This is a genomic window from Paraburkholderia sp. GAS82 (assembly GCF_050436285.1).
GTDB lineage: Bacteria > Pseudomonadota > Gammaproteobacteria > Burkholderiales > Burkholderiaceae > Paraburkholderia > Paraburkholderia phenazinium_B.
In genome coordinates, this window is sequence record NZ_JBNDLX010000003.1 from 68,716 (window position 1) to 92,249 (window position 23,534).

The 23,534-nt window shown below is 61.9% G+C and carries 21 protein-coding genes; 2 read left to right on the top strand and 19 right to left on the bottom strand.

What is annotated here, in order from left to right:
- The first annotated feature begins 89 nt into the window (after window positions 1-89).
- Window positions 90-239, top strand: coding sequence for a hypothetical protein (locus P3T17_RS10660; RefSeq protein WP_166660776.1), 150 nt, complete (start codon window positions 90-92; stop codon window positions 237-239).
- 9 nt (window positions 240-248) lie between these two features.
- Here P3T17_RS10660 and P3T17_RS10665 read toward each other — a convergent pair whose 3' ends face one another.
- From P3T17_RS10665 to hemE, 4 genes are all read right to left on the bottom strand, one after another.
- Window positions 249-491, bottom strand: a complete 243-nt coding sequence (locus P3T17_RS10665) for a hypothetical protein (RefSeq protein ID WP_429406578.1) — start codon at window positions 489-491, stop codon at window positions 249-251.
- Window positions 488-1,933 (bottom strand): YeiH family protein, encoded by a 1,446-nt coding sequence (locus P3T17_RS10670; protein WP_429406580.1) that lies wholly within the window; start codon window positions 1,931-1,933, stop codon window positions 488-490. The genes P3T17_RS10665 and P3T17_RS10670 overlap by 4 nt, the downstream gene beginning before the upstream one ends.
- 183 nt (window positions 1,934-2,116) lie before the next feature.
- Entirely contained in the window at window positions 2,117-4,381 is a 2,265-nt protein-coding gene (locus P3T17_RS10675) for a primosomal protein N' (protein WP_429406583.1), read from the bottom strand.
- 455 nt (window positions 4,382-4,836) lie between these two features.
- On the bottom strand, window positions 4,837-5,949 hold the full coding sequence (hemE, locus tag P3T17_RS10680) for a uroporphyrinogen decarboxylase (protein ID WP_429406585.1): 1,113 nt from the start codon (window positions 5,947-5,949) through the stop codon (window positions 4,837-4,839).
- A 193-nt stretch (window positions 5,950-6,142) separates the two neighbouring features.
- On the opposite strand from hemE, the gene P3T17_RS10685 reads away from it, so the two are divergent.
- Window positions 6,143-6,964, top strand: a complete 822-nt coding sequence (locus P3T17_RS10685) for a transporter substrate-binding domain-containing protein (RefSeq protein WP_429406588.1) — start codon at window positions 6,143-6,145, stop codon at window positions 6,962-6,964.
- 800 nt (window positions 6,965-7,764) lie between these two features.
- Here P3T17_RS10685 and P3T17_RS10690 read toward each other — a convergent pair.
- The 15 genes from P3T17_RS10690 to mnmG all read right to left on the bottom strand — a co-directional run bounded on the left by P3T17_RS10690 (window position 7,765) and on the right by mnmG (window position 23,497).
- On the bottom strand, window positions 7,765-9,495 hold the full coding sequence (locus P3T17_RS10690) for an AMP-binding protein (RefSeq protein WP_429406590.1): 1,731 nt from the start codon (window positions 9,493-9,495) through the stop codon (window positions 7,765-7,767).
- A 296-nt stretch (window positions 9,496-9,791) separates the two neighbouring features.
- Window positions 9,792-10,217, bottom strand: coding sequence for a F0F1 ATP synthase subunit epsilon (locus tag P3T17_RS10695; protein ID WP_074262935.1), 426 nt, complete (start codon window positions 10,215-10,217; stop codon window positions 9,792-9,794).
- A 200-nt stretch (window positions 10,218-10,417) separates the two neighbouring features.
- A complete protein-coding gene (atpD, locus tag P3T17_RS10700) occupies window positions 10,418-11,812 on the bottom strand; it encodes a F0F1 ATP synthase subunit beta (RefSeq protein WP_074262936.1) in 1,395 nt (464 codons plus the stop codon).
- A gap of 85 nt (window positions 11,813-11,897) precedes the next feature.
- Window positions 11,898-12,782: a F0F1 ATP synthase subunit gamma gene (gene atpG, locus P3T17_RS10705; protein WP_074262937.1), complete on the bottom strand. Its 885-nt coding sequence runs from the start codon at window positions 12,780-12,782 to the stop codon at window positions 11,898-11,900.
- Between the two features lie 187 nt (window positions 12,783-12,969).
- The gene (gene atpA, locus P3T17_RS10710) at window positions 12,970-14,511 is read right to left on the bottom strand and encodes a F0F1 ATP synthase subunit alpha (RefSeq protein WP_429406593.1); all 1,542 of its coding nucleotides are present in this window, start codon (window positions 14,509-14,511) and stop codon (window positions 12,970-12,972) included.
- Window positions 14,512-14,569: 58 nt separating this feature from the next.
- A complete protein-coding gene (locus P3T17_RS10715) occupies window positions 14,570-15,109 on the bottom strand; it encodes a F0F1 ATP synthase subunit delta (protein WP_074262939.1) in 540 nt (179 codons plus the stop codon).
- Window positions 15,110-15,111: 2 nt separating this feature from the next.
- On the bottom strand, window positions 15,112-15,582 hold the full coding sequence (locus tag P3T17_RS10720) for a F0F1 ATP synthase subunit B (protein WP_074262940.1): 471 nt from the start codon (window positions 15,580-15,582) through the stop codon (window positions 15,112-15,114).
- 137 nt (window positions 15,583-15,719) lie between these two features.
- Window positions 15,720-15,989: a F0F1 ATP synthase subunit C gene (atpE, locus tag P3T17_RS10725; protein WP_007180033.1), complete on the bottom strand. Its 270-nt coding sequence runs from the start codon at window positions 15,987-15,989 to the stop codon at window positions 15,720-15,722.
- 94 nt (window positions 15,990-16,083) lie between these two features.
- Window positions 16,084-16,935: a F0F1 ATP synthase subunit A gene (atpB, locus tag P3T17_RS10730; RefSeq protein ID WP_074265883.1), complete on the bottom strand. Its 852-nt coding sequence runs from the start codon at window positions 16,933-16,935 to the stop codon at window positions 16,084-16,086.
- A gap of 154 nt (window positions 16,936-17,089) precedes the next feature.
- Complete coding sequence (locus tag P3T17_RS10735; protein WP_074262941.1) at window positions 17,090-17,632, bottom strand: ATP synthase subunit I; 543 nt, start codon at window positions 17,630-17,632, stop codon at window positions 17,090-17,092.
- Between the two features lie 280 nt (window positions 17,633-17,912).
- Window positions 17,913-19,019 (bottom strand): SLC13 family permease, encoded by a 1,107-nt coding sequence (locus P3T17_RS10740; RefSeq protein WP_429287816.1) that lies wholly within the window; start codon window positions 19,017-19,019, stop codon window positions 17,913-17,915.
- A 58-nt stretch (window positions 19,020-19,077) separates the two neighbouring features.
- A complete protein-coding gene (locus P3T17_RS10745; RefSeq protein ID WP_074262942.1) occupies window positions 19,078-19,965 on the bottom strand; it encodes a ParB/RepB/Spo0J family partition protein in 888 nt (295 codons plus the stop codon).
- A gap of 38 nt (window positions 19,966-20,003) precedes the next feature.
- Window positions 20,004-20,774 (bottom strand): ParA family protein, encoded by a 771-nt coding sequence (locus P3T17_RS10750; protein ID WP_074262943.1) that lies wholly within the window; start codon window positions 20,772-20,774, stop codon window positions 20,004-20,006.
- Window positions 20,775-20,837: 63 nt separating this feature from the next.
- The gene (gene rsmG / locus P3T17_RS10755) at window positions 20,838-21,533 is read right to left on the bottom strand and encodes a 16S rRNA (guanine(527)-N(7))-methyltransferase RsmG (RefSeq protein ID WP_429406595.1); all 696 of its coding nucleotides are present in this window, start codon (window positions 21,531-21,533) and stop codon (window positions 20,838-20,840) included.
- Window positions 21,530-23,497: a tRNA uridine-5-carboxymethylaminomethyl(34) synthesis enzyme MnmG gene (gene mnmG, locus P3T17_RS10760; RefSeq protein ID WP_429406598.1), complete on the bottom strand. Its 1,968-nt coding sequence runs from the start codon at window positions 23,495-23,497 to the stop codon at window positions 21,530-21,532. Before mnmG ends, rsmG begins: the two co-directional genes overlap by 4 nt.
- Between the last annotated feature and the right edge of the window lie 37 nt (window positions 23,498-23,534).

Below are 23,534 nucleotides of genomic sequence, written 5' to 3' on the forward strand. Positions count from 1 at the left end.
TTGGCGACCCTTATCGAAACGCAGAATCAGGCCGTTATACAGAACATGATGCGCACAAGCGCACGTAACGGGGTTACGGGGTGTTCGAAATGGAAAAGTGGCTGGTACTGGCAGCAATCTGGAGCATGTGCGCAACGTGCGCATATCTGTTCGTCCGCGGCGCGACGTACTCCGACACGCGCGAAGCAGAGGATGAGCTTGCAGTGATCGACAGCGCGCGCCGCGCGATCGGGAAATAAGCCTTCCCCTTACGCGTTTGGCGCGAACTGGTTGCAGGAGTCGTCCGGCGAGACCAGCTGGTCGTGCAGACGGCAGAGCCGGCTCGTGGCTACGCTCGCCCCAAACCCCGAACTGAATACCACGAGGCCCGGGATGCTCTGCTCAAGCGTGTGTCGATCGTCAGCGCGGTATCGGCAACCGGCGCAACTCGGCCGACGCGCACGCAGTGCGCGCGCCGCCGTCTCGGTCCGCTCCTCTGCGGGACTCGTCATGAGCCCTGCCCCAAACTATTCCAATACGATGCGAACACGTGCGCGGACAGCGCGTAGCCGATGGCGACATTGACGACGACGCCGGCCGTGAACGCGAGGAACGGCTTGATGCCGGTGGCCGTCAGCAGGCGCAACCGCGTGGTCAGCCCGATGCTCAGGAAGCAGAAGATGAAGGCCCAGGTGCGCAGCGCAGTAATCGGCGCGACGAACTCCGGTGTCACCACCTTACGGTAGTCCGCCAGCGAATAGTGGCTCGCGATCCACGTCACGAGCGCCGACGCAATCACAAAGCCAATCACGAATTTCGGAAAGCGCGCCCAGATCTCGCCCGGGTTTGCCTTCGACTTGACGCCACTTTCCTGGCTCTCCCAACGGGTCGAGGCGACGAACGCCAGCACGAACGCCCAGATGCCGATCCAGATGTCGCGCCCCACCACCTTCATCAGCGTGAACGCCTGCACGGAGGCTTCGGGCGCGCCGGCGATAGCGCCGCCAGCTTGCCTGGCCAGGTCGCCATAAGCCTGGGCGGCGGCGATGCCGGCCGCGTCCGCGAATTCAGAGGTGCCGATCCACGCGCCGCCGACCGCCGTCGAAAGCCCGAGCGAGCGCGAGGCGAACGGCAACACGAAGATCATGACGATGGCCCACAGGATCACCAGCGTGATCGCCACCGAAGCCTGTTCGCGTTTGGCGCGCACAGCGCCCGCAATCGCGATGGCCGCCGAAACGCCGCAGACCGCGCCGCCCACGCCCAGCACCGCCGCGAAGCGGCGGTCGAGGCCGAAAGCCCTGGCGACGAAGAAGATCACGAAGAACGTCACCAGCGAAACAATGCTTGCCTGTCCGACCGCAACCGGACCGGCCCACACAAGCAACGTCAACGGTAGCGTTGCGCCGAGCAGCACGATGCCCACCTTGATGTAAAACTCGACGCGCAACCCGGCCGAGAACCACTCGGGCAACCCGAACACATTCGAGACCACCAGACCGAGCACGAGCGCAACCAGCGGTGGTTCGAGGTTGTACCGGGAAGCACTGGCCCATGCGCCGAGCGTGAAAATCAGTATCGAGGCGACGAACAGGATCAGGAACGACGGCAGAAAATGCGCGAGCCGTTGCTTTAAAGCCGCGAGGCTGACGCCAAACAGCACCGCGAACACGACGAACAGCGCGGCATAGTTCGGCAGGTGTTTGAGCAGGTCTTGAGCCGCCAGGACCGGATCCGTCCATTTGACCGGCGCAACCGCGAGCCATTTGATGCTGCTACCCGAGGCAAAGAACCCCCACGCGACGACGATCACCAGCAGGCCGATCCACACGGCCCACCAGTCTTCGGTCGCGAACAGACCGCCGCCATGTTTGACGTCGGTGTCACGGTTGGAATCGGATCTGGCCGGTGCTGCTGCTGCGCCCGCCGGCAGGCTGTGATTGGTATCGCTCATCGCAAAGCCCCGAGAGTTGAGGTGCGTCGGCGCGGGAGAGGTTGGGATTGTTGTTAAAACTGCGCCGATTCTGGCGAAATATAGTTGAGCGGCTTTCGGAAATGAAACGACCTTTCGCTCTATGAATATGACTGAAAGGGATTTGCACGTCAGCCGGGTCCGGTAGGCCCGACGACGGCGGCCTCAGATATCGAGCGGGTCGACCTCGAGATTCCAGCGCAACACGCCCTTCAAGCTGCGCAAGACCGGCTGCCAGGCGCGCAGCGTGGCCTGTAGCGCGCCGCGCGAAGCGCTCTCGATCAGCAGTTGCGCGCGGTGCACGTGCATGACCTTGACGATGGTCAGCGGCACGGCGTCGTAGACCGTCACCCGTTCGGCGGACGGCATTTCCGCCAGCGCCACGGCGGCTTGCTGGAGGAAAGCGAGCGCCGCTTCGAGCGTGCGACCTTCGGCGCGCAACAGTGCCTGATAGACAAACGGCGGCAAATGGGCGTCGCGGCGTTCGGCCAGCGTCGAGTTGGCGAAGCCGCCGTAGTCGTGCCGCCCCAGCGCGTGATACAGCGCGTGCCGGGGATAGCGCGTCTGCACCAGCACCTCGCCAGGGAGTCCTGCCCGACCGGCGCGGCCGCTCACCTGCATCAGCTGGGCGAACAGGCGCTCGCCGGCGCGGAAGTCGTGCGAGAACAGCGCCGTATCGGCGTTAAGCACGCCCACCAGCGAAACGCGTTGAAAGTCGTGCCCCTTGGCGATCATTTGCGTGCCCACCAGGATGTCGACCTCGCCCGCGTGCACGTCCGAGAACAGCGCCTGCGCGCTGCCTTTGCGGCGCGTGCTGTCAGCGTCGATGCGCAGCACGCGCGCCCCGGGCACGGCGCTCGCCAGGGTCTCTTCAACGCGCTGCGTGCCACGTCCGAGCGGCGCAATGTCCACGTTGCCGCAGTCAGGGCACGAACGTGGAATGCGTGCTTCCCAGCCGCAGTGGTGGCAACGCAGCGCACGCTCCGGCTTGTGCAACACGACGTAGGCGCTACAGCGTGGACAGCCCGCCACCCAGCCGCAGGCGTCGCAGGCCAGTTGTGGCGCGTAGCCGCGGCGGTTGAGAAATACGAGGCTCTGTTCGCCGCGTTCCAGGCGGGTCTTCAGCGCCGCGATCAGCGGCCCGGACAGGCCTTCCACTGACGCCCGGCCACGTCGCCGTTCTTCTTCGAGATCGATCAGCTTGACGGTGGGCAACACCGCCTCGGCGACCGCCCGCCGCGCCAGCGTGAGTCGCGTGTAGCGTCCCTGGTCGGCCTGCCACCAGCTTTCCAGCGAGGGCGTCGCGGAGCCGAGTACCACCGGCAAATCCAGTTGCTTGGCACGCCAGATGGCCAGATCGCGCGCCGAGTAGCGCAAGCCTTCCTGCTGCTTGTAGGCCGGATCATGCTCCTCGTCGACGACGATGATCGCCAGCTTCGGCAGCGAGGCGAGTACGGCGAGCCGCGTACCGAGCACGATCCGGGCACGGCCGCTATGTGCCGCGAACCAGTTGCGCGCCCGTTCACCCTCGGCGAGGCCGCTGTGCAACGTGACGATCGAGGTGCCTTCGAGCGCCGCAAAGCGCGCGCGGAACGCGGCTTCGAATTGCGGCGTGAGATTGATTTCAGGCACGAGAACGAGCGCCTGGGCGTCGGGCCGCGCCGCCAGAATCGCGGCAAGCGCGCGCAGATACACCTCAGTCTTGCCGCTGCCGGTCACGCCGTGCAACAGGAACGGCGCGAAGCCGTTGGCGTCACGAATTGCTTCGACGGCTGCGGCTTGTTCATCGGTCAGGGTGGGCAGCGGCGGTGCGGCCCGCTGCGCCGCGCTGCCCGGCGACGGCGCGAGCAAAGCCAGTGCCGCCGCTTCGGTCACTTCCCGCTCTAGCCAGCCTTCGGCACGCCACGCCTCGAGGGTCGCGACGGCTTTAGGATGGACGGCGCGGGCGTCGGCGACAAGTAGCGCACCGGCCTCGGCGTCGATGAGCGCCTGCGCCAGTTTTCGTAATGCAGTCGCCCGCGCGGGTAACGCGTCGGGCAGCGCTGCCCGGCCGGCCGGCAACAAACGGTACAGCTCCTGGGGCGCGAGCAGGCGCGCCCAGCGCGACGGATCGCGCAACGCCTGCGGCAAAGCCGGCAATGCGACTTCGCCAAGGCCCCGCTGGTAGTAGTCCGCGGCAAAGGCGGCAAGCGCCAGCCATTCGGCGGACAAGGGCGGACAGGCATCGCATAAGCTGTCCACGGCGCGCAGTTTGTCGGCCGGCACATCACTGTGAGTGGTCACTTCACAGACTAGCCCGACCACCTGGCGCCTGCCGAACGGCACGCTGACGAGCGTGCCCGGCAGCGGCGGCTCGGCGGCGTCGCAGCGATAGTCGAACAAGGTCGGCAACGGATGATCGAGCGCGACGCGGACAAAAACGGGGCTCACGTAGGATTCAGGATCGCAATTGGGTCGGCGCAGGCACTTCGGTCATCGGACCGATGCCCGACGACGAGTCAGTCAACCGGGAGAAGTTAAAGTAAAACATCACTTCCGGCGCTAAGTTTTGGAATCTACTGAACAATTGGTGTTGGCCCGGATGTCCTGTGGATAACTTTGTTGAGAACTCGCTCTGGAAGGCCCGAAAACCGCGCCGTTGCTACGTTGTGTGGGGTACCGCACACTCCTCCCTGATCCGACGAAACCCTTGCCAGTCAAGGCCCTGATCGGATGCGCACGCAACTTGCAAGCAGATTGCCGCGACTAAACCCTCTACCGCGCCGCAGCGTGATGAATGTGTATAAGTCAAGTCTTGACAACTGCGGAAGCGCCGCCTGACGGCCCAGTTGACACTATTTTTCCCTTAGTCCGAGAGCCCACGTCGCCGCACCGCAACAAATCTGTCACGTGTTTGGCGCGGCTCCCGCTGCTCCGGCAGCGCGAATCGCGCGGCTGTGGCGATGGACTTCATCGACCAGTTCGGCGACGTTTTCCGGCGGCGTGAACTGCGAAATGCCATGACCAAGGTTGAAGACGTGACCGGGATGATTGCCGAAGCTGTCGAGTACCGCACGCGCTTCGATACGAATCGCCGAGGGCGGCGCGAACAGCACCGACGGATCGATATTGCCTTGCAGGGCCACCCGACCGCCGACCCGCTCGCGGGCGCGGGCGAGATTCACCGTCCAGTCGAGGCCAACCGCGTCGACGCCGGTGCCTGCAATCTCGTCGAGCCACAAGCCGCCGCCCTTCGTGAAGGTGATGACCGGGACTTTCTCGCCGTCGTGATCGCGTTTGAGCTGGCTTACAACCTGCGCGATGTAGTGCAGTGAGAAACGTTGGTAGATGCCGTCGGCCAATGCTCCGCCCCAGGTGTCGAAAATCATCACCGCTTGCGCGCCGGCTTCGATCTGCGCGTTCAGGTAAGCGGCCACGGACCTGGCGTTCACCTCCAGAATCCGGTGCATCAGATCTGGACGGGCGTACAGCATGGATTTCACTGTGCGGAAGTCGGCCGAGCCGCTGCCTTCCACCATGTAGCAGGCGAGCGTCCACGGGCTGCCGGAAAAGCCGATCAGCGGCACGCGCTGACGGCCTTGCGCATCCGTCAGCGCCTTGCGGATTTCGCTCACCGCGTCGGTCACGTAGCGCAGCGTGGCGCCGATATCCGGCACGGTGAGGCGCGCGACGTCGGCCTCAGTGCGCACCGGATGCGCAAAGCTGGGACCTTCGCCGGCCACGAACTCCAGCCCCAGGCCCATGGCGTCGGGCACCGTGAGAATGTCGGAGAACAGGATGGCCGCGTCGAGCGGATAGCGCTCGAGTGGCTGCAGCGTCACTTCAGTCGCGTACGCCGGGCTCTTCGCGAGGCCAAGAAAACTACCTGCACGAGCGCGCGTCGCGTTGTATTCCGGCAGGTACCGGCCGGCCTGACGCATCAGCCAGATCGGCGTGTAGTCGGTCGGCTGACGCAGCAGCGCGCGCAGGAAGGTGTCGTTGAGAAGGTTATGGGCCACGTTGCGTACGACTGAAGGCAAAGGGGCATTTTACCGGACGCAGCGGGACCGATCCCGCATCTTCGTTGATCGGGGCAATAACGGTCCGCTATGGCGTTGTCCCGCGACCGGCCGTCCGGCTAATGTTCAAGGGCGGACTGGCAGGCTATGATCAGCGGCCTTATGTGGCAATGACGGGATTCGAGGAGATCCGATGAGAAAGGCAGCATGGATTCTGGCTTTGGCGTTGCTCGCTGGTGCAACCGGGACGGCGAACGCGCAGAGCGCGGCGGGCTCGGCCGCGACGGTTGGCGGCAACAGTACGTCCACAGCACCCTCGCGCCTCGACGAGATTCTCGCGCGCGGTACGCTGCGCGCCTGCACGACCGGCGACTACCGGCCGTACTCCTTCTACAAGGGCGACGGGCAGTTCGAAGGAATCGACATCGACATGACCGAATCGCTCGCGAAATCGCTGGGTGTGAAGGCGGAGTACATCAAAACGTCGTGGTCCAACCTGATGAACGACTTTGTAGCGGAGTGCGATATCGCTGTCGGCGGCGTCTCGCCATCGCTCGAACGGCAAAAGCGCGCGTTTTTCACCCGGCCGTATATGGTCGACGGCAAGACGCCGATCGTGCGCTGCGATGACGTGAACAAATATCAGACCGTCGCCGAGATCGATCAGCCCACGACCCGCGTCATCGTCAACCCCGGTGGTACAAACGAGCGCTTCGCGAGGCAGTTTTTCCCGCACGCGAACCTTACCGTGTATCCAGACAACGTGACGATCTTCAAACAGATCCTCGCCGGCAAGGCGGATGTGATGGTGACTGACGCGTCGGAAACGTTGCTGCAACAGAAACTCAACCCTGGCCTGTGCTCGGTTCACCCTGACAAGCCGTTCCAGTACGGAGAAAAGGCCTGGTTGCTGCCGCGCGGCGACGTGGTGTTCCAGCAATATGTCGACCAATGGTTGCATCTGGCGCAAGCTAGCGGCGAATACCAGGCAATCTCCGATAAGTGGTTGAAGTAGCGCGGTCCAATAAGCGGCGCGCATCGACACAATCCTGTAACCGCGTATCTGCACGTAAGTCGATAGGGAATTGCGCGATTGACACCCTCGGCTGCGCGGTCCGACCCGCGCAATGAGCCGGCCGGATTTGAGCGCGCGCCGCGGCGTTACAGGTGCTTTCATCACGCAGGTGCCAAGGTTAATGGCGCCGCATCGGCCATCTGGCCGCTATCCGGCGGGCGTGGCGCGACCCCGGCGGTGGTTTCATGCGGTGAAGTCTGAATCAGTTGCGCTGCACGGAGCGCCGCGGAAGCATCAATTGAACCCGAGTAATGATGGTCAAAGGCATCGGTAGAAATTACGTTTTAAACAGCTTTCAATGGCAATAAGACCCGCGAAGCCTTATCTGGCGGGCGTTACAACCTGAAACACTTTGTTACCGTCATACCGGACTTATTCGCCCACAATGCTTTTCAACGGTTTCAACACGGATGTGGCTGGGTGCGTGGTGTGAGCGGATACGATGCACTTGCCGGTCGGCGTCACGCCGAAGCCCTGGAAAGGGGCATCCCTGCTGGGGCCGTGGTCGACGCGTAGAGCGTCCACCCAGTCGGTTCCTCCAATGGTCTCCTCGCGCTAACCCCGTAGCGTGTGGTTTTTAGCGGGCTCCAGGCCCGCTTTTTTTTTGTTTAGCCAAACGTTTGCGCGCTGCTCTGGTGAGCTCTGCCCGGGCTGCTGCTAGTCAGGTTTCGCGAACGGTTGCGCCTCCCCCCCTCAAACACGGCGGCCCCACGACAACGCGTGGCGCCGCCGTTGTCGTTTCAGGCGGTCTTGTCTTCCCGGATCTTCAACTCCTCGATCATCCGTTCGCGCATCACGAATTTCTGTATCTTGCCGGTGACCGTCATCGGCAGCTCATCGACGAAGCGGATGTATTTCGGCACCTTGTAGTGGGCTATCTGGCCACGGCAAAACTCCTGCACTTCCTCGGCGCTCGCCTGTTCTCCGGCGCGCAGCACGATCCACGCGCACACTTCTTCCCCGTACTTCGCGTCCGGGACGCCAAACACCTGAACGCTCTGGATCTTCGGATGGCGGAACAGAAACTCTTCGATCTCGCGTGGGTAGATGTTCTCGCCGCCGCGAATCAGCATGTCCTTGAGGCGGCCGACGATATTGCAGTAACCGTCGGCGTCGAGCGTCGCCAGATCGCCGGTGTGCATCCAGCCGTCGACGATGCTTTCGTGCGTCTTCGCCTCCTCGCCCCAGTAGCCCTGCATCACCGAGTAGCCCTTTGTACATAGCTCGCCGGTTTCGCCGACCGGAACGACGTTACCCAGCGCGTCGATGATCTTGACTTCGAGATGCGGCTGGATACGCCCCACCGTCGAGGTCCGCTTGTCCAGCGGATCAATCGTCGAACTCTGGAAAGAAACCGGGCTGGTTTCCGTCATGCCGTAGGCGATCGTGATTTCGGCCAGATGCATCTTCGACACGACCTTCTTCATGGTCTCGATCGGGCATGGCGAGCCGGCCATGATGCCGGTACGCAAACGCGTAAGATCAAAACGCGCGAACTCTGGATGATCCAGTTCTGCGATGAACATGGTGGGAACGCCATGCAACGCCGTGCATCTTTCTTCGGCGACGGCTGCGAGTGTCGCAGCCGGATCGAAGGCTTCGCCGGGAAAGACCATGTTCGCGCCGACCGACACGCAGGCCAGCACCGCCAGCACCATGCCGAAGCAGTGATAGAGCGGCACGGGAATGCAAAGGCCGTCCTCTTCCGAGAGCTCCATCGCCATTGCAATATAGCGTGCGTTGTTGACGACGTTGCGGTGCGTGAGCGTAGCGCCCTTCGGGTTGCCGGTCGTGCCGCTGGTGAACTGGATGTTGATTGGATCGTCCGCGGACAACGTGGCATCGATCGCATCCAGTTTTACGGAGTCGAGCGTGGCGCGGCCCTGCTCGATCACGTCGGAGAAACTCAGCATGCCCGGCGTCCCCTGGTCGCACATGCGGATCACGACACGCAACTCCGGCAAACGCACCGCACGCAGATTGCCGGGAGCGTGCGTGGCAAGTTCGGGCGCCAGTTCCTGCAGCATCTGCAGATACATCGACGACTTGAAACGTTCTGCGGCGATGATGGCCTTGCATCCGACCTTGTTTAGCGCGTACTCGAGTTCGGCCAGCCGGTATGCGGGATTGATATTGACCAGTACGGCCCCGATGCGCGCCGTCGCGAATTGCGTGAGTAACCACTCGACCCGGTTCGGCGACCAGATGCCGACACGGTCGCCTTTGCCGATGCCCAATGCGAGCAAACCGGCCGCGAGCACGTCGACCTCTTGCGCGAAAACCGCCCACGTCCAGCGGATGCCCTGCTCGCGGAACACCACGGCAGGTCGGCCGCCGAAGCGGCGCGCCGTGTCGCGCAGGAATCGTCCGACCGTCGCGTCGCTCAGCGGGATATCGGTCGAACCACGGACGTAGGAGAGCCCGTTCATTGGCTTGATGAGTGCGGCTCGACCTGACGCTTGCGTTGCCATGGCGTTGTCTCCGTGAACGGATGCTCGCTCTGTTATGCACCCCCATCAGGATTGCCGCTGCACGCGGGCCCGAGAGGGTCGGGAAATCTTCCGACGGCCTGGCGGTGTTTCTGCGATTTCTGCGAATGGTTGCTGCCGATTGTGCCACCGGGGTATGTCCGCGCGGCATCAAGTGTTACCCGCAGGCAAGCTCGTCGAGTCACGAGCCTGAGCTCGCTTCCCTTGCCGTAAACGTCAATCGCAGTCGAAAAAAAAGCAGCCTCTCGGCTGCTTTCCTTAATGCGCTTGCGACTCGCTTAATTCTGACCGCGCAACTTGCGCAGACGCTGGATCGCAGCGAGCTGCGCCGTCGCATACGCGAGCTCCGCCTGAGCGGTCGCGTATTCGAGGTTCGAGCCCGTGTTTTGCAGCGCTTCTTCTGCACGCTTGCGCGCGTCTTCGGCCTTGGCTTCGTCAAGATCCTTGCCGCGGATAGCGGTGTCGGCCAGAACCGTCACAGCACCCGGTTGAATCTCAAGAATGCCGCCGGCGACGAACACAAACTCTTCTTCGCCGTTTTCAGCTTCGATGCGCACCGCACCCGGACGAATCCGCGTGATAAGCGGCGTGTGGCCCGGCAGAATGCCGAGTTCGCCCGCTTCGCCAGGCAGCGCCACGAATTTCGCCTGGCCCGAGAAGATTTCCTCTTCCGCGCTGACGACGTCTACTTTAATGGTTGCCATATCGACTCCTGTGCCGACCAAAGTTAGCGCCTTAGCGCTTACTTCGGTCCCATGCAAAGCTCGACGAGGGTAGCGCCTTGGCGCTCGCTCTCGTCCCATGCAAGGCGGGTTGAGCGTATTACGAGGCGCCGGTTTCGCAAAAGCTACCCTGAAGGTAGTGCTTGCGGGCAAACCGGCGCCCGCTTCGTTACACCCGACCGTTACTGGATCTTCTTGGCCTTTTCGAAGGCTTCGTCGATCGTGCCGACCATGTAGAACGCCTGCTCCGGCAGATGATCGCACTCACCGCCCACGATCATCTTGAAGCCGCGGATCGTTTCCTTCAGCGGCACGTACTTGCCCGGCGAGCCCGTGAACACTTCAGCGACGTGGAACGGCTGCGACAGGAAACGCTGGATCTTACGAGCGCGCGCCACGGCGAGCTTGTCTTCCGGCGCCAGTTCGTCCATGCCCAGAATCGCGATAATGTCGCGCAGTTCCTTGTAGCGCTGCAGCGTTTGCTGCACGCCGCGCGTGATCGAGTAGTGCTCTTCGCCGATCACGTTCGGGTCGATCTGACGCGAGGTCGAATCGAGCGGGTCGACTGCCGGGTAGATACCCAGCGAAGCGATGTCACGCGACAACACGACGGTTGCGTCAAGGTGGCCGAAGGTCGTAGCCGGCGACGGGTCGGTCAAGTCATCCGCAGGGACGTACACGGCCTGCACCGACGTGATCGAGCCAGTCTTGGTCGACGTAATACGTTCTTGCAGCTTGCCCATTTCTTCAGCCAGCGTCGGCTGATAGCCCACTGCCGACGGCATACGGCCGAGCAGTGCCGACACTTCGGTACCGGCCAGCGTGAAACGGTAGATGTTGTCGACGAAGAACAGCACGTCCAGACCTTCGTCACGGAAATGCTCAGCCATCGTCAGACCCGTCAGCGCGACGCGCAGACGGTTGCCCGGCGGCTCGTTCATCTGGCCGTACACCAGCGCGACCTTGTCGAGAACGTTCGAGTCCTTCATTTCATGATAGAAGTCGTTCCCTTCGCGGGTACGCTCGCCAACACCGGCGAACACGGAGTAACCACCGTGTTCCTTGGCGATGTTGTTGATCAGTTCCATCATGTTCACGGTCTTGCCCACACCGGCGCCACCGAACAGACCCACCTTACCGCCCTTGGCGAACGGGCAGATCAGGTCGATAACCTTGATGCCTGTTTCGAGCAGTTCCGTGGACGGCGACAGTTCTTCGAACGCCGGAGCCTTCTGGTGAATACCGCGCGTCACGTCCGAGTTGATCGGACCGGCTTCGTCGATCGGACGGCCCAGCACGTCCATGATCCGGCCGAGGGTCGGCTTGCCGACCGGCACGCTGATCGGCTTGCCCGTGTTCTTCACCGTCGTACCGCGGCGCAGGCCGTCGGATGCACCCAGACAGATGGTACGAACGACGCCGTCACCCAGCTGCTGCTGGACTTCGAGAGTCAGTTCCGAACCGTCGAGAATGAGCGCGTCGTAAATCTTCGGCATGTGGTCACGCGGGAATTCCACGTCGATCACCGCGCCGATGCACTGTACGATCTTGCCTTCTACCAAAGCAGTAGTACTCATCGCTTTTCCTTTAGATACTCAATTCTTCACTCGCGCAAAGGCGCAGTTTGTAGCGCTCGCCCTGAGGCGCGCCTGACCGTGATGGTCAGACCGCCGCAGCGCCGCCGACGATTTCCGACAGTTCTTTCGTGATCGCTGCCTGACGGCTCTTGTTGTACACGAGCTGCAGTTCGTTGATGACCGTCTTCGCGTTGTCCGAAGCGGCCTTCATTGCGACCATCCGTGCCGACTGCTCCGACGCCATGTTTTCCGCGACGGCCTGATAGACCAGCGCTTCCACATAACGCACGAGCAACTCGTCCACCACCGCCTGTGCGTCCGGCTCGTAGATGTAGTCCCACGACGTGTTCGGCGTCGTGCCCTCGTCTTCCTTGCGCTCGAACTGGTCTGCCGACAGCGGCAGCAGTTGCTCGATCACGGCTTCCTGCTTCATCGTATTGACGAAGCGCGTGTACGCCAGGTACACCGCCGAGATCTTGCCTTCCGAGTACATGTCGAGCTGCACCTTCACCGCGCCGATCAGCTTCTCGAGGTGCGGCGTGTCGCCCAGCGCCACCACGTTCGACGCGACCTTCGCACGCAGGCGGTTCAGAAAACCGAGGCCCTTGCCGCCGATCGCCGTTGCTTCGATCGTCTTGCCCTGGCCTTCCAGTTCCTTGAACTTCTGCAGTGCGGCGCGCAGCACGTTCGTGTTCATACCGCCACACAAACCCTTGTCGGTCGTGACGAGGATCATGCCGGCCGTCTTCGCGCCGTCGTTCGACACCATGAACGGGTGACGATACTCGGGGTTCGAACGGCTCATGTGCGCAGCGATGTCGCGGACCTTGTCGGCGTACGGGCGAGCAGCGCGCATGCGCTCCTGAGCGCGGCGCATCTTCGATGCGGCCACCATCTCCATCGCTTTCGTGATCTTGCGCGTGTTTTGCACGCTCTTGATCTTGCCGCGAATTTCCTTCATTCCAGCCATTGCTTGCTCCTTTGTCGGCCCGAGTTACCGCTTTAGCGGTTACTCGGGTCCCATGCAAAGCTTCGGCCCGAGTCAGCGCTTTAGCGTTACCCGGGTCCCATGCAAAGCGATCGAAGCAGCGCGGGGGCATTCACATGCGGCCCGCGCCGCTTCAAGGTCCGTTTATGCCTTGCGGGTCACTCGCGGATCAATAAGCGCCGGACTTCTTGAAGTCTTTGACGGCCGTATGCAGCAGGCCTTCGTCGTCCTTCGAGAGTTCCTTGGTGTCTTCGATGCGCTTGATCAGGTCAGCGTGCTTCGACTTCAGGTAATCACGCAGGCCCTTTTCGAACGGCAGCACTTGCGCGACTTCCAGATCGTCGAGGTAACCGTTGTTAGCAGCGAACAGCGCGATTGCCAGTTCCCACACCTGCAGCGGCTGATACTGCGGCTGCTTGAGCAGTTCCGTCACGCGGCGGCCGCGTTCCAGCTGCTTGCGGGTGGCTTCGTCGAGGTCCGACGCGAACTGCGCGAACGCAGCCAGCTCACGATACTGCGCCAGGTCGGTACGGATACCGCCCGACAGCTTCTTCACGACCTTCGTCTGAGCCGCACCGCCCACACGCGACACCGACACGCCGGCGTTAATTGCCGGGCGGATACCTGCGTTGAAGAGGTCGGTTTCCAGGAAGATCTGGCCGTCGGTAATCGAGATCACGTTCGTCGGAACGAAGGCGGTCACGTCGCCTGCCTGCGTTTCAATGACCGGCAGTGCAGTCAGCGAACCGCTCTTGCCCTTCACTTCACCGTTCGTGAACTTCTCGACGTACTCTTCCGAGACGCGAGCCGCACGTTCGAGCAGACGCGAGTGCAGATAGAACACGTCACCCGGGTAAGCTTCGCGGCCCGGCGGACGGCGCAGCAGCAGCGAGATCTGACGGTATGCCCAGGCTTGCTTGGTCAAGTCGTCATAAACGATCAGCGCGTCCTGACCGCGGTCGCGGAAGTATTCGCCCATCGAGCAGCCGGCGTACGGTGCGAGGTATTGCATCGCAGCCGATTCCGAAGCCGAAGCAGCGACCACGATGGTGTATTCCAGCGCGCCGGTTTCTTCGAGCTTGCGGACCACGTTCATGATCGACGAAGCCTTCTGGCCGATCGCGACGTAGATACAGAAGAGGTTCTTGCCCTTCTGGTTGATGATCGCGTCGACTGCCACAGCCGTCTTGCCGCACTGGCGGTCGCCAATGATCAGCTCGCGCTGGCCACGGCCAACCGGCACCATGGCGTCGATCGACTTCAGGCCGGTCTGGACCGGCTCCGACACCGACTTACGCCAGATCACGCCTGGGGCAATCTTTTCGATTGCGTCGGTCTTCTTCGCGTTGATCGGGCCTTTGCCGTCGATCGGGTTGCCGAGTGCATCGACCACGCGGCCGAGCAGTTCCGGACCCACCGGCACTTCGAGAATGCGGCCCGTCGTCTTGACGATGTCGCCTTCCGAAATGTGTTCGTATTCACCCAGAATCACGGCGCCGACCGAGTCGCGCTCGAGGTTCAGCGCGAGACCGTAGGTGTTGCCCGGGAATTCGAGCATTTCGCCCTGCATCACTTCCGACAGGCCGTGAATACGCACGATACCGTCGGTCACGGAGATCACGGTGCCCTGGTTGCGAACGTCTGCGCTCGCATCAAGGCCCTGGATCCGGCTCTTGATCAGCTCGCTGATCTCAGAGGGATTGAGTTGCATTATTCGCTCCTGATAGTCAATTCTGTTGCGTGCCAGCCGCTTCAGCGCCTTAGGCGCTTCAGGCCGTCAGAGCCGTTTGCATGCTGGCAAGCCGCGCGCGGACCGAGGTATCGAGCACTTCATCGCCGACTGTCACGCGCACACCGCCGATCAGCGACGAGTCGACCTCGACCACCGGCTTCAGCTTGCGCTTGAACTTGCGTTCGAGACTGGCGACGAGTTCATCCAGCTGCGCGCCTTCGAGCGGGAATGCGCTGACGATCAACGCATCAGCCGCTCCTTCGCGCGCGTTCTTCAACTCTTCGAACTGCGTGGCGATTTCCGGCAGCAACGGCAGACGGTGGTTGTCCACCAGCATTTGCACCAGATTCTTCGCTTGCGCGTTGTCCTTGAGCGGCGACTTGACCGCGGCCAGCAGCAGATCGCTGACCTGGGCGCGGCTTACTTTCGGGCTCGTGGCGATCGACAGCACTTCGGGCAGATGCGCAACCTGTGCCAGCTCCTGCACGAACGTGGACCAGGCGGCGACGTCACCAGCTTCGGCCACGCCAAACAACGCTTCTGCGTACGGACGGGCGATGGTTGCAAGTTCGGCCATGATCAGAGCTCGGCTTTCAGTTGATTCAGCAGGTCAGCATGCGCTGCCTGGTCGACTTCGCGCTTCAGGATCTGTTCAGCGCCCTTGACCGCGAGAGCAGCGACTTCGCCGCGCAGCGCTTCGCGCGCCTTGACGACCTGTTGCTCCGCGTCCGCCTTCGCTTGCGCGAGGATACGAGCGGCTTCAGCTTGTGCCTGGGCCTTGATTTCGTCAGCCAGCGTCACTGCGCGCTTTTCGGCGTCAGCAATACGTTGCTGGCCGTCGTTGCGTGCCTGCGCCAGTTCCTGGTCGACGCGCTTGTGCGCGGCTTCCAGTTCTGCCTTGCCCTTCTCAGCAGCAGACAGACCTTCGGCGATCTTCTTCGCGCGCTCGTCGAGGGCGTTGATCAACGGCGGCCACACGAACTTCATCGTGAACCACGCGAGGATCAGGAACACGACCATTTGCGCAAACAGGGTTGCGTTGAGATTCACGGTGTTTCCTTAAACGTTGCTAGTTCGGAAAGTGAAACGGCAAGGCGCTCATCGATTCTGTATTCGATCAGCGCCAAGTGCCCGTTCCGCCCTGCGCCTTCACCAGTTATAGCTCAGGCGCAAACTTCCGAGGAACCTCAGCCTGCCAGCTTCGACAGCAGCGGGTTCGCGAACGCAAACAGCATTGCCACACCAACGCCAATCAGGAACGCCGCGTCGATCAGACCAGCCAGCAGGAACATCTTGGTTTGCAGCGGGTTCATCAGTTCCGGCTGACGAGCGCATGCCTCAATGTACTTGCCGCCCATCAGGCCGATACCGATACAGGCGCCGATTGCACCCAGGCCGATGATGATGCCGATACCGATGGCGGTCAGACCCTGGATGTTGGCGATGAAAGCTTGCATGATCACTCCTTTGTGAAAAGTCTTTTTGGAACTGGTTGGAACTAGGATTTAAAAAACTAAAAAGCTAAGGCAATTCGTTGTTCGACAGCGCAGGTTAGTGCGTATCGTGTGCCTGGCCGAGGTACACCAGCGTCAGCATCATGAAAATGAACGCCTGCAGCAGCACGATCAGAATGTGGAAGATTGCCCACACGCTGCCGGCGATCACGTGGCCGATGAAGCCAAGCACCGTCGTGTCCGCGCCGAAGCTCCAGATGCTGCCCAAGAGAGCAATCAGCAGGAACAGCAGTTCGCCCGCGTACATGTTGCCGAACAGCCGCATGCCGAGGGAAACCGTCTTTGCGACGAACTCGATGATGTTCAGTGCCAGGTTCGGGATCCACAGCAGCGGATGCGCGCCGAACGGAGCGGACAGCAGTTCATGAACGAAGCCGCCGGCGCCCTTGATCTTGAAGTTGTAGTAAATCATCAGCACGAACACGCCGAGCGCGATGCCGATGGTGCCGTTCAGGTCGGCCGTCGGCACGATGCGGTGGTGCGGGATGACTTGCGAAAGACCAAGCCAGCCGATCACGCGGCCCGGCAGGTCGACGGGGATGAAGTCGAGCGAGTTCATCAGGGCAACCCAGACGAACACGAACAGTGCGAGCGGCGCAATGAAGGTGCGGCTGCCGTGGATCATCGACTTGGACTGATCTTCGACCATCTCGACCAGCATCTCGATAGCGCACTGGAAACGACCCGGCACGCCGGCGGTCGCTTTACGTGCAGCGAGATGCAGGATGAAGATCGTGGCCAGACCGCAAACGATCGACCAGAACAGGGTGTCCAGATTCCAGACGTGAATATCGAAAATCGACGTCTGGTGCGCGGTGGAGAAGTTCTGCAAGTGGTGCGCGATGTACTCGGACGGATCCATCGCGCGCGTTCCTTCGCTAGCTGCCATATCGTTAATGCCACCCAAATTGTCGAAAATCAGTTCGGGCTGTTCCCGCCGCAACACTCTATTGCGGGAACACGCCGGCGCAGGTCATGTCATACCCGCGCGCCTTTTTGCCAGCGCCGCGCGCCAGCCAGTATTTTTTGCGTTACTTCACCGCTCACCGCCAGGCAAGCGCGATCCAGTATGTCTTCAATGCAATGAGGTAAGTCACGAGCAGCGGCACCCAGCGTACGTCGTGATACCAGAAAGCGATGGCTACAAACATCGCGATCGTTGTCCCCATCTTGAGCGCTTCGCCGATCATCCAGCTCATGACTGTTTCGGCGCCGCTCAGTGTTCTAAGGCGTGCCGCGAACATCGCGCCCGGCACCCAGCAGATCGCTCCCCCCAGGAACGCGGACAGCGCAGCAGCGCCCGGCGGCTTGTAGAACAGCCACCACACCAGCGTAGCACCCAGGGACAAAACCATTTGCGCCGCCACGACCTTGAACGGCGTGACGCGCGATGGACGACTCACATTCGGACCGAACAGCTTCTCTGCTTCAGCCCGCGTGAGCGGAACGATATTGTTATCTTGCTGCTCGGCATCCCACGCGTCGTCATGCGTAACGTGCTGGCCGGACGTGGCGGAAAACGTGCGTTCTGCGCGGCCTTCGTCGCGCCGATTTTGGGGCGCTTGATTCGACGTTTTAAGCGCCATCGCAGTATTCCGGAAGTCTCGTGCCGCCCGTCAGCTTACGTGAAGATTACGGGGTTGTCGTGCAATTAAATCCGGGCGATTGTAAGCGATAGTTGCAGGCAATTCAAGACTTTAGGCCTTTCAATAAAGCGCGTGAAACGGCCCGCCATGATGCGGGAAATGGCGCTTCGGAGGTAGGACGACTCCAACTGTAAGGCTGTCGGGGGGCCACGAAAAATGCGGCTTGAATTGCGCTGATTGGCGGTGCTTTGGCTACCATGTGGACGTCATGGCGTCCGTATCAAATATGCAACAGAAGCCAGCCACCTACTGCTCCGGCAGCGAGCCAGAAGGGTATGGCATAGAGATGAAACGGCAGCCACATACCGCGCTGTTTCGACAGACGCACTGCAATCAGATTCGCCAGCGAGCCGATCGCGAAACCGAAGCCGCCTACGCTGACGCCGTATGCGAGCGCACGCCAGTCCTTGGTGAACTCGGCGAGCATGATGGCTGCTGGAACGTTGCTGATGCCTTGCGACAGAATCGCCCCTGCGGCAAAAGCGCGCAGCGTCGTCGCGAGACCTAGTTGGCCGACGAACTGGTGTACCCACGGTAGCGCGGCCACACTACGCAGCACGATGAACATGAACACGAAGATCAGCAGCAGCAGCCAGTCGATCTTGAGGACGATCTCGCGGCGCCAGAGCAGGAAGCCGGCCATGATGCCCGCCAATCCGATGCCCGCATGATGCGTGTCGGCCAACAACACGAATGCGACGAACAGCACGGCCGCGACCCCGAGCAGGCGCCGGTCGACGTCGTAGGCACCGGCGTCTTTCGACAGATCCAGCGCCTTGCCGCGAAAGCTGAACGCCGCCAGCACGTAAAGCATCGCCATCAACGCGGCACACAATGGAGCCAAGGCCGCAACGAAGCCGCCGAAGGAGGCCCCACTGGTCTGCCAGAGAAACAGGTTCTGCGGATTGCCGAGCGGCGTCAGGATAGAACCTGCGTTCACCGACAACGCGATAAAAATCACAAGGCGCTTGAGCGGCAGCGGCGTGAGCTCATGCAGTGACAAGGTGAGCGGCACAACCACAAACAAAGCCACGTCATTGGTCAACAGCGTCGAGAGCGCAGCCGCGAGTCCGATCAGCAAAAACGCCAGACCGCGCTCCGAATGGATGTAATGGACCACGCGGTGCGCCATCCAAATCAGGAATCCTGATAATTCGATGGCCTTGGTCAGGATCAGAAGCCCCGCCAGCGTCAGGACGGTCTGCCAGTCGACGAGCCCCGGCAGCGAAAGCCACGGGCGCGGGTGCAGACACTGCAGCGCGACCAACGCGACGACCAGAACCGATAGAACCGGCTCTTTCGTCGCGAGGGCGATCAGCTTGTGCAGCGGATTGCTACTGGCGGTTTTGGTCGGGCGTTCGGCCGAGGTCAAAGCTATTGATCGCTCACGCGGTCGCGTTGCCGCGCAGGCGGGCAAGAATACCTTCGAGTGCGTCGAGGTCACCGAACTCCACCAGCACCTGGCCGCGTCCCCGGCGGCCGAGCTTGATCTTGACCGTCGAAGCCAGCAGATCCGACAACTCTTCTTCGAGGCGGCGCGTATCGCGGCCACCGTCGTTGTTCGCCTTTGCCTTTACCGCCGGCGCCGCTTTCGTCGTGGTGGTCACCAGCTTCTCGGTCTCACGCACCGACATGCGCTTGTTGACCACCTGGTTGGCCAGCGTGATCTGCGTAGCGGCGTCCACTGCCAGCAACGCGCGGGCGTGGCCCATATCGAGATCGCCGGCAAGCAGCATTGTCTGCACCGGCGCGGCCAGGTTCAACAGACGCAGCAGATTCGACACCGCGCTGCGCGAGCGCCCCACCGACTCAGCCGCCTGCTCGTGCGTAAAGTTGAATTCGTCGAGCAGACGCTGGATGCCCTGCGCCTCTTCCAGCGGATTCAGGTCTTCACGCTGGATATTCTCGATCAGCGCCATCGCGGCGGCGGCCTGATCGGGTACATCGCGCACCAGTACCGGCACTTCGTCCAGACCAGCCAGCCGTGCGGCGCGGAAGCGCCGTTCGCCGGCGATGATTTCGTATTTGTCCGCTGACACCGGGCGCACGAGGATCGGTTGCATCACGCCCTGCGCGCGGATGCTGGCCGCGAGTTCCTGCAGCGCGCCTTCGTCCATGCGCGTACGCGGCTGATACTTGCCGGCCTGCAGCTTGCCGAGCGGCAACACGTTAGGCGCGCCCTCGATCTTCACCGCCTCGGTGATATCCGCACTGCCGCCGAGCAGCGCTTCCAGCCCGCGACCCAATCCCTTCTTTCTTGCTACTGCGTTCATCGTGCTTCCTCGATCAGCTTGGGATGCATGGTCACGCGTCAGATCGCGCGCACCCGTTCAATCATTTCCGCGCCGAATTGCACGTACGCCTGTGCGCCACGTGAGGCCCGGTCGAACACCACACCCGGCAACCCGTAGCTGGGCGCCTCGGCCAGACGCACGTTGCGCGGAATGACGACGTCAAATACCTTGTCGCCGAAATGCGCTTTCAACTGGTCGGAAACCTGTTGTTGCAGCGTGATGCGCGGATCGAACATCACGCGCAGCAGGCCGATCACCTTCAGGTCGCGATTCAGGTTTGCGTGAACCTGCTTGATCGTATTGACGAGGTCCGAGAGCCCTTCGAGCGCGAAGTACTCGCACTGCATCGGGATCACCACGCCGTGCGCCGCACAAAGGCCGTTAAGCGTCAGCAACGACAAGGCCGGCGGACAGTCGATCAGCACGAAGTCGTACTCGTCCTGCACCGGCGCCAACGCGTCCTTTAATTGACGCTCGCGATTTTGCACACTCACCAGTTCGACTTCCGCACCTGCCAGTTCGCGGTTAGCCGGCACGACATCGTACGAAACCGCTTCAGGCCGCACCCGTGCATCTGCAACCGACACTCCATCCACCAGCACCTCGTAAATGGTATTGGTGCAGGCAGCCTTGTCGACACCGCTACCCATCGTGGCGTTGCCCTGCGGATCCAGATCGATGAGCAGAACACGCTGTCCCTGCGATGCGAGGCTCGCGGCGAGATTGACTGCTGTCGTCGTCTTGCCGACGCCACCCTTCTGGTTCGCAACGCAGAAGATTTTTGCCATCGTTGGTGTGTCCCTTTTTGCTGCCTGGATAAATTGGAATGCGCTTATGCCCGGTTCGCGGGGCTAACCAGCGGGATCCTGCTTCACCTCGACGAGGTGGCGCTCGGCATCGAGCGACGGCACCTTGAGCCGGATGATCTGCTTTGCGTGGGAGCCCGCGGGCAGCCGTTCGATCTCGCCGTCGGGTCGAACACCCTTCATGGCCCAGATCGCACCCTGCTCCGCTACCAGATGACGGGCCAGTGTAACGAAATCCGCGAGCTCTGCGAATGCACGCGAGACGATTACATCAAACTTTGCCGGTACTTCCACGCCAGGCTTCAGCGTTTCGACGCGGCCGGTCACCACCGACAGGTTGGCGAGCCCGAGCTCCGCTTTAGCCTGCGCCTGGAATGCAGTCTTTTTATGGACGATGTCATTGAGCGTGACGGTCCAGTCAGGCAAGACGATGGCCAGCACGATACCTGGCAGACCGCCGCCGGAGCCGACATCTAGTGCAGAAGATGGGCCGAGCCCGGAAAGGTGCGGCACGATCGAAAGCGAGTCCAGAATGTGCTGGATCAGCATCTGCCGCGGATCACGGATGGCCGTGAGGTTGTACACGGCGTTCCACTTGGCAAGCAAGGCAACGTAGTCGAGCAGCTTGCCGAGCTGAGCGTCGCTCAGGTCAAGGCCCAGCTCCTTGACGCCCTCGTCAAGCAATGCGGCCAATGCTTCCCTGCTGTCCGCGCCGCCAAACCCCTTCTGCCGTGCCGTCATTGCGTCACCGGCGTGGAGTCGGTGCCGCTATCGGCGGCTCCGGCTGGCTTGGTCGAGCGACGTCCGAGGCCGCGCTTCAGGTGAACCATCAGCAACGAGATCGCCGCTGGCGTGATACCTGAGATGCGCGATGCCTGGCCGATCGTCTCCGGACGGAACTGCGTCAACTTCTGGCGCGCTTCGAATGACAAGCCACGCACTTCGGCATAGTCCAACCCGTCGGGCAGACGCGTGTTTTCGTGCGACTCGTTGCGCTCGATTTCTCCAGCCTGACGCTCGATATAACCCTGATATTTGATGCCGATCTCGATCTGCTCCTTGATCTGAGCCAGCAAGACGTCGTCATCGGCAAGGATCTCGGCCGGTGCGCAAACACCTTCGCGCAAGCCACACACGCCGTCGTACGTCACGCCTGGACGGCGCAGCAGATCAGCAAGGCTGTACTCGTGGTCGATCGGCTTGCCGAGCAAGGCAGTGGCTTCGCCCGCGGACAGCGTCTTGGGATTCACCCAGGTCGTGCGCAGGCGCTCTGTTTCACGTGAAACAGCCTCGCGTTTGCGGCTGAATGCGTCCCAGCGAGCGTCGTCGACGACGCCCAACTCACGACCGAGCTCCGTCAGACGCATATCCGCATTGTCTTCGCGCAGGCTCAGACGATATTCGGCGCGGCTCGTGAACATCCGGTACGGCTCCGACACACCGCGCGTTACCAGATCGTCGACCAGCACGCCGAGATAAGCCTGATCGCGGCGCGGGCACCACGCGTCCCTGCCCTGCACATGCAGCCCCGCGTTGATACCAGCCAGCAGACCCTGCGCGGCAGCCTCTTCATACCCGGTCGTTCCATTGATCTGACCGGCGAAGAACAGCCCGTTGATAACCTTCGTCTCCAGCGACGCCTTCAGCCCGCGCGGATCAAAATAATCGTACTCGATCGCGTAACCCGGACGCAGGATGTGCGCGTGCTCAAGGCCAACCATCGAACGTACCAGGTCCAGTTGCACGTCAAACGGCAGGCTGGTGGAAATCCCGTTCGGATAAAACTCGTTGGTCGTCAGACCTTCCGGTTCAAGGAAAATCTGGTGCGATTCTTTCGACGCGAAACGATGAATCTTGTCCTCGATCGACGGGCAATAGCGCGGCCCCACCCCTTCGATGACGCCCGTGTACATTGGCGACCGGTCGAGCCCGCCACGGATGATGTCATGCGTGCGCTCGTTGGTATGCGTCACCCAACACGGCACCTGGCGCGGATGCTGTTCAACGCGGCCAAGGAACGAGAACACCGGCACCGGATCGAGATCGCCCGGTTGCTCTTCGAGCTTCGAAAAATCGATCGTGCGACCATCGATACGCGGCGGCGTACCCGTCTTCAGTCGGCCCTGCGGGAGCTTGAGCTCTTTAAGACGCGCCGATAACGACACCGCCGCCGGATCTCCCGCGCGGCCACCGGTGTAGTTGTTCAAGCCCACATGAATCTTGCCGTCCAGGAACGTCCCAGCCGTCAGCACGACAGCGCGCGAGCGGAAGCGAATTCCGACCTGCGTCACTGCGCCGACTACCCGGTCCCCTTCGACCATCAGGTCGTCCACTGCCTGCTGGAATAGCCAGAGATTCGGCTGGTTCTCGAGCCGATGCCGGATGGCCTGCTTGTAAAGCAGACGGTCGGCCTGGGCGCGCGTAGCCCGCACGGCAGGACCCTTCGATGAATTCAGGATGCGGAACTGGATGCCGCCCTCGTCCGTGGCTGCGGCCATCGCGCCGCCGAGTGCGTCGACTTCCTTCACGAGATGGCCCTTACCAATGCCGCCAATCGACGGATTGCAGCTCATCTGTCCGAGCGTTTCGATGTTGTGCGTCAGCAGGAGCGTCTTGTTGCCCATGCGCGCCGAAGCCAAAGCGGCTTCGGTGCCGGCATGACCGCCGCCAACGACAATTACGTCAAATTCTGTGGGATAAAGCATCGCGGATCTCACGCCGGGACACCGCGTGAACCTTCTA

Coding starts and splice junctions, on each gene's coding strand:
- P3T17_RS10660 (WP_166660776.1), top strand. CDS start 90: ATGGAAAAGTGGCTGGTACTGGCAGCAATCTGGAGCATGTGCGCAACG.
- P3T17_RS10665 (WP_429406578.1), bottom strand. CDS start 491: ATGACGAGTCCCGCAGAGGAGCGGACCGAGACGGCGGCGCGCGCACTG.
- P3T17_RS10670 (WP_429406580.1), bottom strand. CDS start 1,933: ATGAGCGATACCAATCACAGCCTGCCGGCGGGCGCAGCAGCAGCACCG.
- P3T17_RS10685 (WP_429406588.1), top strand. CDS start 6,143: ATGAGAAAGGCAGCATGGATTCTGGCTTTGGCGTTGCTCGCTGGTGCA.
- P3T17_RS10690 (WP_429406590.1), bottom strand. CDS start 9,495: ATGGCAACGCAAGCGTCAGGTCGAGCCGCACTCATCAAGCCAATGAAC.
- P3T17_RS10695 (WP_074262935.1), bottom strand. CDS start 10,217: ATGGCAACCATTAAAGTAGACGTCGTCAGCGCGGAAGAGGAAATCTTC.
- atpD (WP_074262936.1), bottom strand. CDS start 11,812: ATGAGTACTACTGCTTTGGTAGAAGGCAAGATCGTACAGTGCATCGGC.
- atpG (WP_074262937.1), bottom strand. CDS start 12,782: ATGGCTGGAATGAAGGAAATTCGCGGCAAGATCAAGAGCGTGCAAAAC.
- atpA (WP_429406593.1), bottom strand. CDS start 14,511: ATGCAACTCAATCCCTCTGAGATCAGCGAGCTGATCAAGAGCCGGATC.
- P3T17_RS10715 (WP_074262939.1), bottom strand. CDS start 15,109: ATGGCCGAACTTGCAACCATCGCCCGTCCGTACGCAGAAGCGTTGTTT.
- atpE (WP_007180033.1), bottom strand. CDS start 15,989: ATGCAAGCTTTCATCGCCAACATCCAGGGTCTGACCGCCATCGGTATC.
- atpB (WP_074265883.1), bottom strand. CDS start 16,935: ATGGCAGCTAGCGAAGGAACGCGCGCGATGGATCCGTCCGAGTACATC.
- P3T17_RS10735 (WP_074262941.1), bottom strand. CDS start 17,632: ATGGCGCTTAAAACGTCGAATCAAGCGCCCCAAAATCGGCGCGACGAA.
- P3T17_RS10745 (WP_074262942.1), bottom strand. CDS start 19,965: ATGAACGCAGTAGCAAGAAAGAAGGGATTGGGTCGCGGGCTGGAAGCG.
- P3T17_RS10750 (WP_074262943.1), bottom strand. CDS start 20,774: ATGGCAAAAATCTTCTGCGTTGCGAACCAGAAGGGTGGCGTCGGCAAG.
- rsmG (WP_429406595.1), bottom strand. CDS start 21,533: ATGACGGCACGGCAGAAGGGGTTTGGCGGCGCGGACAGCAGGGAAGCA.
- mnmG (WP_429406598.1), bottom strand. CDS start 23,497: ATGCTTTATCCCACAGAATTTGACGTAATTGTCGTTGGCGGCGGTCAT.